The sequence below is a fragment of the Paenibacillus montanisoli genome, assembly GCF_003268025.1.
GTDB classification, from domain to species: Bacteria; Bacillota; Bacilli; order Paenibacillales; family Paenibacillaceae; genus Paenibacillus_Z; species Paenibacillus_Z montanisoli.
Genome location: NZ_QLUW01000006.1, coordinates 221,540 through 237,213, shown reverse-complemented (window position 1 = coordinate 237,213; position 15,674 = coordinate 221,540). Strand labels below are relative to the sequence as shown.

The 15,674-nt window shown below is 44.4% G+C and carries 13 protein-coding genes and 1 pseudogene; 3 read left to right on the top strand and 11 right to left on the bottom strand.

Annotated elements, in window-relative coordinates; genetic code table 11:
* The 5 genes and pseudogenes from DL346_RS25870 to DL346_RS25850 form a co-directional block, all read right to left on the bottom strand.
* Window positions 1-807, bottom strand: a complete 807-nt coding sequence (locus tag DL346_RS25870) for an ABC transporter permease (protein ID WP_338066329.1) — start codon at window positions 805-807, stop codon at window positions 1-3.
* Window positions 804-1,781 (bottom strand): ABC transporter ATP-binding protein, encoded by a 978-nt coding sequence (locus DL346_RS25865; protein ID WP_112885280.1) that lies wholly within the window; start codon window positions 1,779-1,781, stop codon window positions 804-806. The genes DL346_RS25870 and DL346_RS25865 overlap by 4 nt, the downstream gene beginning before the upstream one ends.
* A 154-nt stretch (window positions 1,782-1,935) precedes the next feature.
* Window positions 1,936-2,499, bottom strand: a pseudogene (locus tag DL346_RS25860) (extracellular solute-binding protein); the annotation flags it as partial.
* Window positions 2,500-3,079: 580 nt separating this feature from the next.
* Window positions 3,080-3,559, bottom strand: a complete 480-nt coding sequence (locus tag DL346_RS25855) for a DinB family protein (protein ID WP_112885279.1) — start codon at window positions 3,557-3,559, stop codon at window positions 3,080-3,082.
* 132 nt (window positions 3,560-3,691) lie between these two features.
* Window positions 3,692-4,567 carry an aminoglycoside 6-adenylyltransferase gene (locus DL346_RS25850; RefSeq protein ID WP_112885278.1) on the bottom strand — a complete coding sequence of 292 codons (876 nt, stop codon included), beginning with the start codon at window positions 4,565-4,567 and terminating at the stop codon, window positions 3,692-3,694.
* Window positions 4,568-4,736: 169 nt separating this feature from the next.
* Between DL346_RS25850 and DL346_RS25845 the strand changes: the two genes are divergently transcribed.
* From DL346_RS25845 to DL346_RS25835, 3 genes are all read left to right on the top strand, one after another.
* Window positions 4,737-5,285 (top strand): chromate transporter, encoded by a 549-nt coding sequence (locus DL346_RS25845; protein ID WP_112885277.1) that lies wholly within the window; start codon window positions 4,737-4,739, stop codon window positions 5,283-5,285.
* An 83-nt stretch (window positions 5,286-5,368) separates the two neighbouring features.
* Window positions 5,369-6,292: a GH25 family lysozyme gene (locus DL346_RS25840; protein WP_112885461.1), complete on the top strand. Its 924-nt coding sequence runs from the start codon at window positions 5,369-5,371 to the stop codon at window positions 6,290-6,292.
* 140 nt (window positions 6,293-6,432) lie between these two features.
* The gene (locus DL346_RS25835) at window positions 6,433-6,663 is read left to right on the top strand and encodes an H-type small acid-soluble spore protein (RefSeq protein ID WP_112885276.1); all 231 of its coding nucleotides are present in this window, start codon (window positions 6,433-6,435) and stop codon (window positions 6,661-6,663) included.
* A gap of 80 nt (window positions 6,664-6,743) precedes the next feature.
* On the opposite strand, the gene DL346_RS25830 is transcribed toward DL346_RS25835, so the two are convergent.
* From DL346_RS25830 to DL346_RS25805, 6 genes are all read right to left on the bottom strand, one after another.
* Window positions 6,744-7,439, bottom strand: a complete 696-nt coding sequence (locus tag DL346_RS25830) for a response regulator transcription factor (RefSeq protein ID WP_112885275.1) — start codon at window positions 7,437-7,439, stop codon at window positions 6,744-6,746.
* 6 nt (window positions 7,440-7,445) lie between these two features.
* The gene (locus DL346_RS25825) at window positions 7,446-8,891 is read right to left on the bottom strand and encodes a HAMP domain-containing sensor histidine kinase (RefSeq protein ID WP_240633444.1); all 1,446 of its coding nucleotides are present in this window, start codon (window positions 8,889-8,891) and stop codon (window positions 7,446-7,448) included.
* A gap of 173 nt (window positions 8,892-9,064) precedes the next feature.
* Entirely contained in the window at window positions 9,065-10,504 is a 1,440-nt protein-coding gene (locus tag DL346_RS25820; RefSeq protein WP_112885273.1) for a HAMP domain-containing sensor histidine kinase, read from the bottom strand.
* A 194-nt stretch (window positions 10,505-10,698) separates the two neighbouring features.
* On the bottom strand, window positions 10,699-13,719 hold the full coding sequence (locus DL346_RS25815; RefSeq protein ID WP_112885272.1) for a lectin-like domain-containing protein: 3,021 nt from the start codon (window positions 13,717-13,719) through the stop codon (window positions 10,699-10,701).
* Window positions 13,700-14,743: a WxLIP family cell surface protein gene (locus tag DL346_RS25810; RefSeq protein WP_112885271.1), complete on the bottom strand. Its 1,044-nt coding sequence runs from the start codon at window positions 14,741-14,743 to the stop codon at window positions 13,700-13,702. Before DL346_RS25810 ends, DL346_RS25815 begins: the two co-directional genes overlap by 20 nt.
* Window positions 14,744-14,879: 136 nt before the next feature.
* A complete protein-coding gene (locus tag DL346_RS25805; RefSeq protein ID WP_112885270.1) occupies window positions 14,880-15,521 on the bottom strand; it encodes a WxL domain-containing protein in 642 nt (213 codons plus the stop codon).
* Between the last annotated feature and the right edge of the window lie 153 nt (window positions 15,522-15,674).

Below are 15,674 nucleotides of genomic sequence, written 5' to 3'. Positions count from 1 at the left end.
TTAACCTCCTTGCACCACAACGCGCCGCAGCGCCCGGTTCATGGTATAGTGCCCGAATGCCGCCAACGCGGCCAGCCAAGCCAATTGCGCCGCCAGTCCCTTCAAGGCGCCCAGCTTCGAAATATCGCCCGTAAAGACGCGGAACGGAAAATCGGCGGTCCAATGAAACGGCAGCAAGTACACGATGTCCTGCATCCATCCTGGCATCAGCGGAACAGGTATGACCATTCCGGCCAGAAACTCTCCGAATATGCTGAACATCAGAAGCGAGCCGCCAGGCGACATCGTGACGAACACCGATATGTAAATCAGCATCGAAAGCGCAACGACCATCAAGAAGCCTGCGATAAGTACGGCGAGAAACAGTAGAAACGTAAGCAAATCGGGAGGAAGCTCAAGGCGGTAAGGTTCAGGCAAGAAAACGGTCACGATCAAAATCGGAAAACACCTGAGCAGCGCGCTCGACAACCGCTGTGCGAGCAGCTTGGCATACCAGAAGCCGTAGATGCCGCTAGGCCTGCACATCTCGTAGGCAATGTTGCCGCTTGTAATGAGCTGGAACAGCTCATTGTCTCTCAACCAAAGCATAACCAGCGCAAGAAACGCCTGCTTCAGCCAGGTGTAGGTGATCACTTGGGACAGTGTCATAGGAGGCACTTCGGTGGAATGGGCGTAAAACGCCACGAAAATCATAATGAACATCGAGCCGAAAAAAAACTGCGTGCCGATTCCGGCCAGCGCGGCTGCCCGATACTGCAGCCCGGTGTAGATTCTCAGCTTGAAGACGGACAAATAGGCCCTCATCATAGCTGATACTCCTTATACATTTGCACGATGATGTCCTCGATCGGCTGGGTGTCGATGGCCACGTCAAGCAGCTCGACCTGTGCCGACAACTTCGCGATTGCTTCCGAGATCATCACCTGCTCCGTATCGACGCTGAGGATGGCCCGCTCCGGCGTCCACGACAGAAGCGACGCGCCCGGAATGTCGATCGGACGGTTGTTCTCGTGATAGTCGGCAGTGATCGTTCGCTTCGTGCCGAACCGGCTGCGGAGGCCCTGGACGTTGCCGTCATAGAGCAGATTGCCTTTGCCTATCAGCAAAATGCGGCTCGCGAGCGCCTCGATATCGTTCATATCGTGCGTCGTCAGGATGACGGTGACGCCTTTTTCTTTGTTAATCGTCTTAATAAACTGGCGCACCGCGATTTTGGAGACAGCGTCGAGCCCAATTGTCGGCTCATCCAGAAACAGAATGCTTGGGCTATGCAGCAATGAAGCGGCGATCTCACAGCGCATCCTCTGACCCAAGCTGAGCTGGCGGACCGGCGTTTGCAGCAGATTGCCGAGGTCGAGCGTTTCGGTGAGCAGCGCCATCGTGTTCTTGTATTCCGCCTGCGGGACATTGTAGATGTCGCGCAGCAGCTCGAATGAATCGGCGACCGGCACATCCCACCACAGCTGCGAGCGCTGGCCGAAGACAACGCCGATATGCTTCACGTACTTGACCCGGTCCTCCCAGGGAGTGAAGCCTTTGATGACGCAGGAACCGCGGTCAGGCACCAGAATGCCGCTCATGATTTTGATCGTGGTGGACTTCCCGGCGCCGTTAGGCCCGATGTAGCCGACAATTTCACCCGGCGCAATGTGGAACGATACGTTCTGCAGCGCTTCGACCGCCGTATACTCCCGGTGGAACAGCGATTTGAGCGCATGGCCAAGACCCGATTGCCTTTTGGCGACCAGGAAGGTTTTGCTGATCCCTTCTACGGTTATCACGTTTTGATACCTCCGATATATTGAAGATTTTTGAAAAAGCGACAGGGAGAAGATAGTATCACTGCACTGCTTAACCTGTCAACAACAATTTCCAAATCCATGTACACAGATGAAAAAAGCCCGCTCGCTGCAAGCAGCGAACGGACTCATCGACCTACTTCCGGTGCATTTTAAACTCCAAGAACAGCTCGTTGTAGTGCGAAAGCATCTTTTTGCCCAAGTTCCGGTATACCTCAAGCTTTGCGGTCAGCTCCGGATTCGGGTAGAACCGTTCATCCGATGAAATTTCCTCCGGCAGCAGCTCCATCGCTTTCTCGTTCGGCGTGGAATAGCCGACATATTCGGCGTTCTGCGCGGCATGCTCGGGATCCAGCATGAAATTGATGAACTGATGCGCGCCCTCGATATTTTTCGCCGTCTTCGGAATGACCATGTTATCGAACCATAGGTTCGAGCCTTCCTCCGGCACGACGTAGGTCAGCTTGTCGTTCTCGCCGATAATCTCCGAAGCGTCGCCCGACCAGACGACTCCGATCGCCGCCTCTTCGTTGGCAAGCAGCAGCTTGATCTCGTCTCCGACAATCGCCTTGACGTTAGGCGTCAGCTCCTCGAGCTTCCTTTTCGCCTCCTGCAGATGGACCTCATTCGTATCGTTAAGCGAATAATGCAGGCTGTTCAGCCCGAAGCCGATCACCTCGCGAGCTCCGTCGACAAGTAGCGATTTGAGGGAGAAATGACGCTGAGCGTCGGAAGAGCCGACTCGCAGCACCACCGGTACTTTAAGAGAGGCGAGGCATCTGGTTCCTCTCTTTGCGTTATTTTGCCGGTTTCCCGCCAAAGAGAGGTATCTGGTGCCTCTCTTGGCCCTATTTTGCCGGTTTCCCGCCAAAGAGAGGTAACTGGTACCTCTCTTTGCGTTATTTTGCCGGTTTTCCACCAATGAGAGGTAACTGGTTCCTCTCTTGGCCCTATTTTGCCGGTTTCCCGCCAAAGAGAGGTACCTGGTACCTCTCTTTGCGTTATTTTGCCAGTTTCCCGCCAAAGAGAGGTAACTGGTACCTCTCTTGGCCCTATTTTGCCGGTTTCCCGCTAAAGAGAGGTATCTGGTACCTCTCTTGGCCCTATTTTGCCGGTTTCCCGCCAAAGAGAGGTAACTGGTACCTCTCTTTACGTTATTTTGCCGGTTTCCCGCCAAAGAGAGGTAACTGGTGACCCTCTTACCGCCGCCTTTCCCGTAAATTACAAAAGGGCAGTATCCCACACCTGGGATACTGCCCTTCGATTGGTGCCACCCGAAACTAACTCCGGGCAAGCAGCACCTTATATAGCTTGATGACGCTCAAATGCATCCCTTCATGATACAAATTCATGCTGAGAAACTCCTCCGGCGAGCCGAGCGTAATGCCGGATGATGTCGTATACGGCTGCGGAACCTTTTCGCGCAGCCGGACCGTCAGCGCTTCTTCAATGCGCCCCAATTGGCTCGCAAGAAGTCCCTTAAGCTCCTCAAGCGTGGGCACCGCCGCACCTTCCGGCCAATTCAGCGGTGAGCTGCCGAATTCGAATAGCTCCTTGAATCCATCCGGCCGATTCAGCGGCAGCCCGATGTACTGGAAAGCGAACCGTTCCAGCACCACGTAAATATGCCCGAGCTGCCAGCGGATCGAATTGCGGAAGCCGTCCGGAATCCGGTCCGCCGTCTCCTCCGTAATGCCGTCCATGAGCTTTAGCGTTTGGCTCCTGACGAATTTGAGCTGCGTGAATAGAAAGTGTTCCATCGCGACCTCACTCCTATCGATCATTGATATGTCCACGATACCACAATTATCCAGCCGACGGTGAAGGGATTGACCATTTTATGACGAGCGTAATGTGCCTATACAATCACATGGACTATGGGGCTAAGCAATCTAAAACTGCTCCGCATCCTTCGGCAGCCGCTGAATTTTCCGCATATAGGAAGTGACCCGTTGGTCAAGCGCATGCGGGTAATCGAAGCCCAGCTTCCCGCCTACGTCGACCGCCAGCTTCCGGAACAAAGCTGTCATCGCGTACATCGCCTGCCAATTCTCTTCAAGATCAGCCCCCGCATAGGTCTGCTCCAGCTCAGCCCACGTCTGATCATCCAAGTAGCGTTTGAACCATCTGCCGTTTTTGCCCGGATTGACGGTCCAATTGTTGTTCGCGCCAATGTGCCATTCGATGATCGGCATGAACATTTGAAACCGGATGACGCTATCCAGCATGTACTTGGCAAAATAAAGCTCGTCCCGCCACAAACTCTTCGCCACATACGTGATATCCCACCAAAACTCCTTCACCGCCGTGTTATAGGCTTCCCGGGACGGCTTCTCGGTCACAAACCCATTGTGCCTTGGCTGCTTCAAGCCGGACGTGATGCCGTCTTTGTCCAACAGCACGCGGTAGCCGATATCCAGCTCCTCCGGCAGCAGCGGCAGCTCGATGACCGCTTGCAATTGCTTGACGAGATAAACGGCAAAATCAATCCTGACGCCATCCTCAAACAGAACGAGCCTCGTAATCGAATCCTCCTCGTCCTCCCTGTACTCCGTCATGATCGTGCCGAACTGCGTGATCCACGCGTCGCTGCCGCGAAACGGAGCGACATCCGTAACGACAAGCTCGATGTCATAGTCCGATAGCAGATCGACCGTAGCTTCGGGATTCGTGCGGGAGCTGGTCATCAGCACGGCGCGTATCATGCTGTTTCTTTCTGCCCAAGGAAGCAGCGCGCCGAGCATCTCCTCCATGTTGCGCATGCGCATGTTTACATTCACTCCTTATCGTTCATGCAGGCTTTCCCACCGGTAACTTGGCACTCCTTTTCATCTTACCAAGTCAATCAGTTATCCGTACAGCGCAATTAACATTGTATCCCAGCCCTGCGGATGTTTATAATTAGGCAGTGAATCATTGAGAAAAGGATGAGCGGCCATGTGGACTGAGCTATGGAAATTATTTATTTCGTTCGGCAGGGCGACGATGCTGGGCTACGGAGGCGGACCGTCCATCATTCCGCTGTACGAAAATGAAGTGGTAAACCGGATGCGCTGGATGACGACGGAGGATTTCGGGCATGCGCTTGCATTCGGCAACTCGTTGCCAGGACCGATTGCGACGAAGCTCGCCGCATATATCGGGTTCAAAGTAGCCGGCTGGTTCGGAGCGGCCGTCGCGCTGGCCGCTGTCGTGCTGCCGACCGCGCTCTTGATGATCGTGTTGGTCGGAGTCATGGCGAAGCTGCAAAATAACAGCATTATCAAAGGAATGATTCGCGGCATCCAGCCCGTGATCTTCGTGATGATGGCGATGCTGGCTTATGATTTTGCCAAATATGCGATGAAAACCTCCCCGGGCTTTATTACGTTTATCCCGTTTCTGCTGGCTGTCGGTTTCTTCATCATGGTCTACTATCTCAACTTGAACGCCGTATGGGGCATCATCGGCGCGCTGCTGATCGGGGCTTTATTCCTGCGGGGGTAACATTGGGCATCGGGTTCGGTACACACATCTTCCCTTTTTTTCATAGACTAGTAATATGACATGAATAGAATGGAGTGTGTGTGATGCAGCCAATGAGTTCAAGTAACGTGAAAGCCATCGACGTATCGCACCATCAGGGTGTCATCGACTGGCCGAAGGTGAGGGCTGACGGGGTTCTTGCAACGTTTATAAAAGCTTCCGAAGGTACCACATTTGTAGACAATAAATTCGCAACCAACGTGAACGGCGCGACCGCCGCGGGCATCAAAACCGGGTTTTACCATTATGCGCATCCGGAGAACAATGACGCGAAGGCGGAAGCCGCCCATTTTGCCAATACGATCAAAGGGTTTAAAGCCACTTTCCCCTATGTGCTCGATGTGGAGGGCGACGCCGCTGAAGTACCGTCCGACCAGCTGACGCAGTGGTGCGTGGATTGGTTGAACGAAGTCGAACGGCTGACCGGCCATCCGACGATGATCTATAGCGGAGCCTATTTTGCCAAGAGCTTCTTGGGCCAGCCGCTCGGCCAATGGCCGCTATGGATTGCCCACTATGGAGTCAATAAGCCGATGGATAACGATACATGGGACGAATGGGCTGTATTCCAGTATTCGGATAACGGGACTGTCAACGGCATCGGCGGCAACGTCGTCGACTTGAATGCCATGGAAAAGGCGTTCTATGACCGCTACGCCGTTCCCCCGAAGCCGAAGCCGCTAAGTCCCGAGGATACGATCAAAATCGTCGTCAACGATCAACTGGCCGCTTACGGCCGGATCGTCGACGGCAGCGCCTACATGCCGCTGCGCCAAGTCGGCGATGCGCTTGGCGTTCCGGTGCACTGGGATGAAGCAACTTCGACGCCTTATGTAAACGGGAGTCCGGTCTCCAACTACAAGCTATTCGACGACCATACGTATGTGCCCGCCCGTTCTACCGCCGAGCAGCTCGGCGCTACGGTATCTTGGGATAACGTAAACAAGAAGGTTTATATTTATCGATAAAATGAACCCCTGCCGGGTTGCCTGGCAGGGGTTATGCTGTTCTTCCGTGCTTTCTCTTTCCAAAAATGCCAAAGCTTGAATAGCCGCCCGCTCCTTCGCGAACAATGTAACTGACATTTCAGCCAAGGAGGCCGTATACGATGAACGCGCAGCGCGCACAAGAAATCGCAGAGTCTTCGACCATGGTCGAAGTGACTTGCAACGGGGTACCGATCTACATCCAGCATGTCGATGCGGACGACAATACCGCACGGATCTATCCGCTTGACCAACCGGACAAGGAAGAAACGGTCTCGCTCAACAGCTTGACGGAGCCTTCTCCTTTCAAGACGGACGGCGTCCACATGAACTGCGCAACCAATCGCGACTAAGCAGCATCAAAAACAAAACGGCCATGCTCATGATGACATGAGCATGGCCGTTTCCTGTAATGGAGTCTCTAAACTTGATTCTAGGTTATCAACCGATAGCCTAATCCCCATTTCGTTTGAATATATTCATCACCAGGCGAGTACTTCTCCAATTTTTCGCGTAATTTTTTGATATGGACAGGAATCGTATTAGGATCTGAAAATGTATCATATCCCCAAACATGTTGGAGGATCTGTTCTTTTGAAAAAACTTGATTCGGGTGCTGTATAAGAAGTAGTAAAATTTCGAACTCTTTTGCTGTTACCTTTACTTCTTTGCCATTTAAATAAACTATTTTGGCATCAGGTAAAACCTTAAGATCACGAATGCTCACTTCTTTAGTCTTTATTGATCCATTTATGTTTGCTTTTAAACGAGCATAATTCGATAGCTGTGCCTTAACTCGAGCAATTAATTCACCTGGATTAAAAGGTTTTACTAAATAATCTGTCGCGCCTAGTCCTAATGCTCTTACCTTGTCATATTCACCTTCTTTAGCAGAAATAATGATGATCGGAATATCGTAGAAAGGACGAATTTCTTTACAAATCTCAAACCCGTCGATACCCGGCAAGGTCAAGTCAAGAATCAGTAAATCGATTGAACGTTCATTGATTACTTTTAACCCTTCCTTACCATCATGCGCAACAATAACTGAAAATCCATTAATCTCTAGATAGTCTCTAACAAGAGAGGCAATGGACTCATCATCTTCAATGATAAGAATTTGCGACATATATTGTTACTCCTCATTGGATTCAATTTTTTCCTGTGATAAAGTAAACCAAATACTAAATCCATTTTTTCTTCCGCTGATAATTCCGCATTCTCCGCCCATTTCCTTAATTGTATATGAAGCAATGGATAGACCTAGGCCGCTTCCTTTAACCGTTTTATTATGTTTAGCTCTAAAGAAGCGATCGAATAGATAAGGGATTTCATCATCTTTTACACCTGGGCCATTGTCCGTTATTAGGATTTTTATTTTATTTTCATTCTCTGAAAGGTTAATCTGAATCTTAATTGGGTTACTGCAATACTTGATTGAGTTTTCCAAAATGTTGTTTAATACTCTTTTCAGGTGTTCCTCATCTGCATATACAAAAGGATTTGCAATGGCTTGTACATCCAATTCAATCTTGCCGTTATGTAATTGAAGCTGGGTATCATAGTTTTGAATAAACTCATGTAAATACGATATGATATGGATTCGATTCATTTTAAATGTCATTTGATGTAAATTGAGTTTGTAGAATAACACAAATGATCGATATAGTCTTTCTGTTTCGTCAATCTTTACTTTTATTGTGTCCAAATATGCTTTTTGTTTTTCCGGAGTGTTTGCGACACCTTCTAATAAGCCTTGAATATAACCTTTAGCAGCCATAAGCGGATTAGCGAAATCATGCGTAAAACTTGCTAATGACCATTTACGGACTTCTTCCATTTCCAATTGTTTTCGCATGCTTTCCTTAAGCCTTTTTCGCAAATCATCAAATGCGTTTGCTAAAACTGAAATTTCTCCTTTTCCAGAAGTCTTCATACTAAAATCCAAATCTCCATTTGTAACTCTAATCGTTGCATCCGTTAAAGTTTTTAATGGTCGGATCACTTTTCTTGAAATGATAATTGAAAGTACTCCATTTAATATCATGATCGCAATAAAAATATAAAGGATAAGCGCAGGATCATATCTAAGTAATAGTTTCATTATAAAAGTATGATTATTTATAACAAAAATAGTTCCTTCACTTCCATCATCAAATTGGAATGGATATGATTTCATCGTGTATGTACGATAATTGGATTTAATAACATGATTATCACCAAGTGAACCTGGATAAAATAGGATGTTTTTAGAAACATCTTTATAAAGATTACTTGTTAAATAAACGATTGTTGATCCGTGTGAAATTCCAACGTGAAGATTAGCTTCCTTTAAGGATTCATCTAATTGAACTAAATAATCATGATCAAAAAACTCACTTGGGTTATTCTTAGCTACTTCCAACAAGCTGTCAATTAATTGTTTATCATCAAGTGATTGATTGTTTGTATGATTTATATTCGAAAATAAATAAATATTCAATGTCGCATATAAAACATACAAAAAAAACAAAGTTAATGGAATAATAACGAGAAAGTAATTTAATAATACTCGAATTATTTTATTTGACTTAATAATCATCACTTGATTTCAAACCTCTCTATAAAAATCCCTGATAAAATCACATTTATGCTTAGTCTTCTCACTATCCAAAAACTTAAAACCAAATTCTGAAAATGGTTCTATCTATATCTCGAAAAGTTCGAATGACCAGAGGGCTTTATGGAGATCCCCTGGTCATTTAAAAGAATACTTTAATCGATATTTCGATATGGGTTTTGAGGTAACGTAAACCAAATCCGAAACCCATTCGATCTTCCGCTTTCAACTCCGATATTGCCACCCATCTCTTTAATTGCATGATAGGCGATTGCTAGTCCTAGTCCACTTCCTTTAACTGTTTTATTATGTTTAGCGCGATAAAAACGATCAAAGACATAAGGAATTTCCTCATCCTTTATACCCGGGCCGTTATCGGTCATTTCTATTCTAGTTTCATGATTGCTCTCTGTAAGCCTGATAGAAATCAGTAGAGGATTATTACAATATTTCATTGAATTTTCTAAGATGTTTCTCAATATCCGTCTTAGGTGCTCTTCATCGGCATAGATAAAAGGAGACATCTCGGGTGATTCCTCAAGTTTTATCGACCCGCCATGCAGTTGAAGTTGAGGGCTGCTTGTATTTACATAATCTTGAAGTAACGTGAAAATGTTAATTTTAGTTGAATTCATTTTCATTTGATGCGTATTTAATTTGTAGAAAAGAAGGAAAGATTTATACAAGCTTTCTGTCTCGTCTATTTTTATACTAATTGTGTTTAGATATGCTCTTTGTTTCTCAGGGGTATTTGCAACTCCATCCAATAAACCTTGTACGTAACCTTTTGCCGACATAAGCGGTGTAGCAAAATCATGAGTAAAACTTGCAAGCGACCACTTTCGCATCTCTTCTTGTTCCATCTGCAATTCCACACTGCGTTTAAGCTTCCTGCGCATTTTATCAAATGCAGATGCTAATTCTGAAATTTCTCCATTACCTGAACTCAGTATCTGAAAGTTCAAATCACCTTTTGAAATTCGTTGCGTAGCAACAGTCAATGAGACCAATGGTTTAATGGTTTGTTTTGAGATAATCACGGATAAGATCCCGTGTAAAAGCAAGACAAAAACAAATAAAGAAAGCAGAATGGATGGATCGTATCTTAACATGAGCTGCATAAAGAGATTTAAATTTTGATTATTAAATATTATTAAAGACCCAGGCGTACCATCCTTATAATGAAAAACGACTTCTTTATAAGCATATACTCTAAAATCCGTTTTAAATAAGAAATGATCTCCTATTGATTCTGGATATAATAGAACTTTAGTAAAAAATCGATTTGTTAGATAAATAACCGTTGTATCATGCAGTATTGCAACTTTAAGATTTGCTTTCTCCAATGTTTGGTCCAAAAGACTTATATAGTTTTGATCCGTGAACTTATCCGGCGTTGTTTCCGAAACTTTCATCAGATCCCGAATTAATTCTTCACGGATTTTTGCAGTATCGGAATTATGGTCAAATCCAGAGAAATAAAAAACATTTAACGATGAATATACAAAGAATAGTAGTACCAGCGAAAGTGGGACTATTAATAAATAGTAGTTCATTAGTACTTTAGAAAATCTTTTCGATTTAATCTTTATCATCTGACAGTCCTCCCTAAGTTTGAATTATATCGGGGGGACTTAAAGAAAAATAAAACAAAAAATTATTTTTTTATAATAAAATGGCCGGTACCATCAAGAAAAGCTTCGGGGTTCCGCTCCCCAAAGCTAAGGTTAATAAAATACTACGTTTACTGGTGCGGATATCGCTTCGTCTTCAAACTAGCTCGGTTGCATTATGGGGCATCGATTAAAGTCCAATTAATCGTAGCTGAATAATCTCCCGCATAAACGAAAGGATCGACTTTTAATAGAATGCCTTTATCATTATTCCAGTCTAGCGATACTTCTTGTGCGCTATCTGTGGTGTATGTGAACACAGTAACTGGTGTACCTAGGCTCATATTCGTTTCAAGTCCATTTACGTCAAAATACTTTAATGCATTAGTTAAATGATATCCTTCACTACCGATAAAATCAGTTGCTAAAGTTGCTGTGACACTCCACGAAGAACCTGTCCCACGAGTATCCTTCACACGAATATCCCAATCCATGCCTCTCATTGCCAACGTAGGTTGAGTAGGAATACTCATGTTCTCAAAGCTAATATTGGGAGCTGTATTCGTAAAACTTAACGTTCCCATTACCGTTTGCGTCGCAATACCACTGAATGTTCCGCCAGCTAAAGTTGTTGCCACCCATGTTAGTTGGTTCGTTCCCGCTGTACTCCACGTCAATTTGTTATTGCCATAAGTTCCGGTTGCCGTTCCAAACCCAACAGTCGGCGGCAAGCCGTCGGTATTCGCCAATGTAAAATCAACAGGAACGCCAACAACTCCATCTGTTAAGATAATGGCTTGATCCTCTGCATTAAATGTTATTAAGTTTGTTAGCGCTGATAGTGAACTAATATCACTGATGTGGTTTTTCGATATATTTAAATTCGTTAATTGCACCAGATTTGATATTGGACTGATATCACTGATTTGGTTGTCGCCTACATCCAAATAAGTTAATTGCGTCATATTTGATAATGGACTTAAATCACTAATCTGATTGCTGCCTACTCGTATTTGCGTTAGCTTTGTCAGATTCGACAACGGACTTAGATTGTTGATTTGATTGGCTGTCATCCATAAAATCTCTAAATTTGTTAGGCGCTCCATGCCTGCCAGGTCCAAAATGCCTTTATTTTCTCCTTCTCCCCGAATCTCTCTAATGGAATCTAATTCCGTTTGGGAAACGAAAGCGTAACTATCTGTCTTGCTTAACTTCGTTGCAATCACTTGTGCCAAAGCAGGATCTGGAAAAATGTCCATGACTCTTTCGCCTGTAACATCAACAGTCAGACTTTCAACATTCGATTTTCTATTCGAATCATCAACTGTATAGACAGAAACTTGTTGCGGGTCTGTTAAAATTGCACTCGGCGGGATATCAAATGAGTAATTTACAGGGTCTCCTTTTATTGCCGCATTAGGAGCATTTAAAGCAAATTGAACAGGAGTCCCGTTATTGATCTGGTAGTACAAATTAACGGTACTGCTATCCGTGTCGCTCCAATATCCAGATATCGTGAAGGGACTCCCGTAATTAAGCTGAACCGTGCTGTCTGCCCCGCTCAACGCAATCGATGGTGGATTTCCCACGAATATGTTTACATCAACTGATGAATAAGCGCCGAAAGTATCTGTTGAGATTACTTGAAACTTATTTTCTCCGACTTGTAACTTATCAGCTGTTATAAGATAACTCCACGGTACTGGATCTGTAGCTCCTCCATTATTAAGTGATTCCGTTTTGAGCTGCGCTCCATTTAGCCGATAATTCAAGTTGTTTATCGCATTGTCTGCATCAAACCATGTACCATTCATTTGCAAGTCTTCACCAACTGTTAGATAGATCGGTCCAACATTTTGCGTCGTGACAATCGGTGCATAGTTAGCGAGGATGCCATAGTTTACTGGCGCAGTATAATAATTCGCATTCTCTCCTTTAAAAGAAGCTGTTTCATAAATATTCGTCACCATAGCTGGTTTATTAGCCTTGACTTTAAAGGTAATGGACATCTCGTTTACGTCAGCATTTAAATAAGGGACAGTGTACGAAAGCGTTTGTCCTGACCAATAACTATCCGACAATACATTAGTACCGCTAGGCAGCGTCAATGTCATGGAACCAGGAATGTATGAAACATTGCCATTAATTACAGTGTTCGCTATGACATTGGTCCAATCTTGTTTACCGGATAAATATTTCGCATTAAGCGTGTAAGTGAGCTCCTCTCCTGCACTGACTTGAGCACCACCCATCACCGCAGTACCATCTGCTCTCTTAATCGTTTCATTCACTTCTGCATTTACTAATCCTGGGACCACATCAAATGCTACGCGGCTTGTTTGATACTTGCCTCCTGTCGAACCCGTGAATCCCCAATATACTGAAGTTGCCCCAAACACATTTTGAACATCGAGCGGCACATTTACGGGCGCTAACCCTTGTAACTGATACGTAAGCGCTGAGGTGGCTGCATTCCAATCTACCGTAAATTTGCGCCAGGTATCGTTGCTCAGCGTGCCTGGATATTGCACCTTATCAGGTGCATCAATATTCATATGTTTCATCGTTCTGGCATTGGTTTGAAACGGCCATACACCAAAAGTGAAATCGATATACGTTGAATCTTTTCCTGGATAACTCCATGCTACGTGGTCTCCCTTGTTAGCATTATTATCAAAAAAAGACTCAGAGCCCGAATTGTTTACCCAAGTATCGAACTCAACTGCAAAACTATTTTTAATCCCGTTTTTTGGTCCGCCGTAATTTGGGGACGAATAAACGCCAAGTCCTGCATTATAGTTCGGCGAGAGGGCATTCGTACCGTTTGGGTCATTATGCATGACAAAAGCCATCCCATCAGCCGCGTTTTCCATCTGATTTCCGAAATACAAATACATACTTGCATGGAAATCTTCTGTTAAGTCCAATTTATTTACTTCGGTTGACCAGATCCCCCCTACTTTGTTCGTTATATTGGGCGTTACTTCAACGATTTTATTATTTATTACCGTACTACTCGTTCCACTTGAAGGCGTAACGAAAATATTCGTTAAGTTTATTGCATTTGGCGGATTATCCCTAACTGTAGAAGCCGCTAACGTGTTGATGGGCCTCACGATGTCTAGCAGCACAGAGCTTGTCAACATGACTGAAATCAGACCAATGCGAAGAATTATATTAGGTAAATGATTCTTCATTTGTTACCCCTCTTTTATTCTTTCTGAGTAAAACGATGATAAACAAAATTAATGCTAGAATAATTACAGCTAAACCTATAAAAATAAGCATCAAATTATGATCTTTTTCTAATTCGACCGCTTTATCGTTGAGTTTTTTCGCTTCCGTATTTTTTATTTCGAACACCTTATCAAAATTCCATGTCGCATGGCCATTTGTTGCGGTTACATATAAATGATACTTACCTGGCTCTAATTTTTGGTTGTCCCAGTCAATCGGAAAATCAAAATTTGAATTGGGAGCCATCGATAAGTTTTTTTTCTCCGTTTGATGAAGCGTCTTGTTCGTTCCTTCTTTTGTGATTCTAGCTTCTACATCTAAATTTTTCACGATAACCGGTTTTACATTTTGCAAATTGGCGGTTACAACCGTATGATAATTCACCAAACCAGCCGTAACCTCATTTAGTTTTAATTCGGGAAATACGATTTTCGCTGTTTCCCTTAGCTTTGCGCCTACCACATAGGAATAAGCATTTTTTATTTGAATGTTCTTGTTATTTCTGACTTCCTCTTCCTTACCGTCACTTCGGTAAACATAGAATCCGCCCAGAATAATGCCATCAAACGTTTGCTTAGGCATTTGGATATCGAAAAATACTTTCTTGGATTCCTTTCCTTTCAAACTTACGGTTTGACTTGGAGAAATAATATCAGAAAATGCATGCTTCAATGAGCTATCATTCTCGTGGTTATGTTTGCTATAATCAATCACTCCGTTTTGATTGGTGATCGCCGCGTTAGGTTCAATCCTTACTTGGATCTCTTTATTTGAACTATTTTCTACTGTCAGCGATATTCTTTGTGATGACGAAGGATTCATTTGCAAATCAAAATAAGATAGATTTTTATCAATCTGGTTATCCGGAATATTGGCTCTAACTGAAAAATCCATTCCGGAAGCATGGGCAGGCTCAATTTTTGAAAACAACCCTAAGCCAGGTATTGAAGCGATTAAAAAAATAATGAAAAAAGCTTTTTTCATGATGTATCACCTACTCTGTCGAAATAATGAATGAAGAATGCATTTAAAAAACGTCAAACTTGGCTGCAACAATGTATTGCAGAACCAAGCTTGACTTAGAAGATTGCTTAATGATTCTCTCTGTCATTTACTTCCATTAAGGTGCGTCAACGAGTGTCCACGTTAATGTAGCCGTATAATTTCCAGCCAAGTTGCCTGCCGGAATGGTTAATTTAATTTGAGTCGGATCCATCAGATCAGCCCACGTTCCCATACCCGAACCTGCTTCAGCACTCATCAGGTCTACCGCTGTTCCCGCTGTTGTGTCTAAAGTCACTGCATTTAGAACCGGTGCGGTGGAAGTATTCCCACTAATCGTTTGTGCTGTACCCGCTGGTAGATAAATGGAAGCACCTTTCAACGTATTGCCACCGCTTGCAAAGGTAGAAGATGCCACTTGCAATTTCCATCCGGCACCCGTACCGCGTACATCCGTAACCTGAGTATTTGGATTAGATATCGTAGAAGCTACAGTAAGCGTTGTGTTCGAAACCTGCCATGAACCGAATTCTAAACTTGTGATATTATCAATTGTCAACGCGCCAATATTTCCTGTAGAACCATCTGGTACATTAGGATAAATCGGATCTACCGGCGTCGTAGGGGCGCCAGTTGTCAATGATACATGACCCGTAGAAGTACCTGTGTTTGCAGTAGCCGCGATTGCCGCCGGCGAAACTAAAGTCAATACGATTAGTAAACCTAAGACGCCACTGATTAAAGATTTCTTGATATTCATTTTTCAGTCTCCTTTTGTTTGATAAGAAATAAATAAGTACTCAAAATCCTCAAGATGCATGCTACAGTAAATGTTTTAAAAAAAAACAAAAAAATAATGAAGTAAATATTACCTGAGCTAGAAGATTACAGGCAGTAGACTCAAAACAAAAAC